This is a genomic window from Shewanella sp. 10N.286.45.A1 (genome assembly GCF_041470405.1).
Taxonomy (GTDB): Bacteria; Pseudomonadota; Gammaproteobacteria; order Enterobacterales; family Shewanellaceae; genus Shewanella.
The window spans coordinates 1-429 of record NZ_JBFRMK010000377.1 but is presented as its reverse complement, the minus strand read 5'-3'; the positions used below and the strand labels follow the sequence as shown (position 1 = coordinate 429).

Here is a 429-nt window from a genome sequence, read left to right as displayed (position 1 = left end):
GGCGGCGTAGGCGGCGTAGGCGGCGTAGGCGGCGTAGGCGGCGTAGTTGTTGTAGGTGGTGTAGGTGGTGTAGTGGTTGTAGGTGGTGTAGTTGTTGTAGGTGGTGTAGTGGTTGTAGTTGTAGGTGGTGTGACTTGTTTAAAATCATCATTACACGCAACTAAAAATAGAGCAGCTGAAAGTGTTAGTGCTATTTTCATATAATTCTCCGATAGGTCATCTCCAATTAACTTTAAGAATAGAACTAATTTCTAATTATGCTAGTACCGGCGTTTTCAAAATAGATGTCACCTAAAATCGACTTTCCTCAGGCAAAATCACTGCGACAAAGGGCTCTTTCTCAGACGAATTAACACAAAAAGACGAATATAAATAATAAGATAGGAGGAATAATAATACCAATTGCACTAAGTATTTGACCAGTTCAGA

1 protein-coding gene is annotated in these 429 nt (G+C 40.8%); it reads left to right on the top strand.

Annotation, left to right across the window (positions count from 1 at the left end):
• Positions 1–204 (top strand): hypothetical protein (locus AB4238_RS21555; protein WP_372035590.1); only part of this gene is annotated, 204 nt, incomplete at its 5' end.
• Positions 205–429 lie beyond the last annotated feature (225 nt).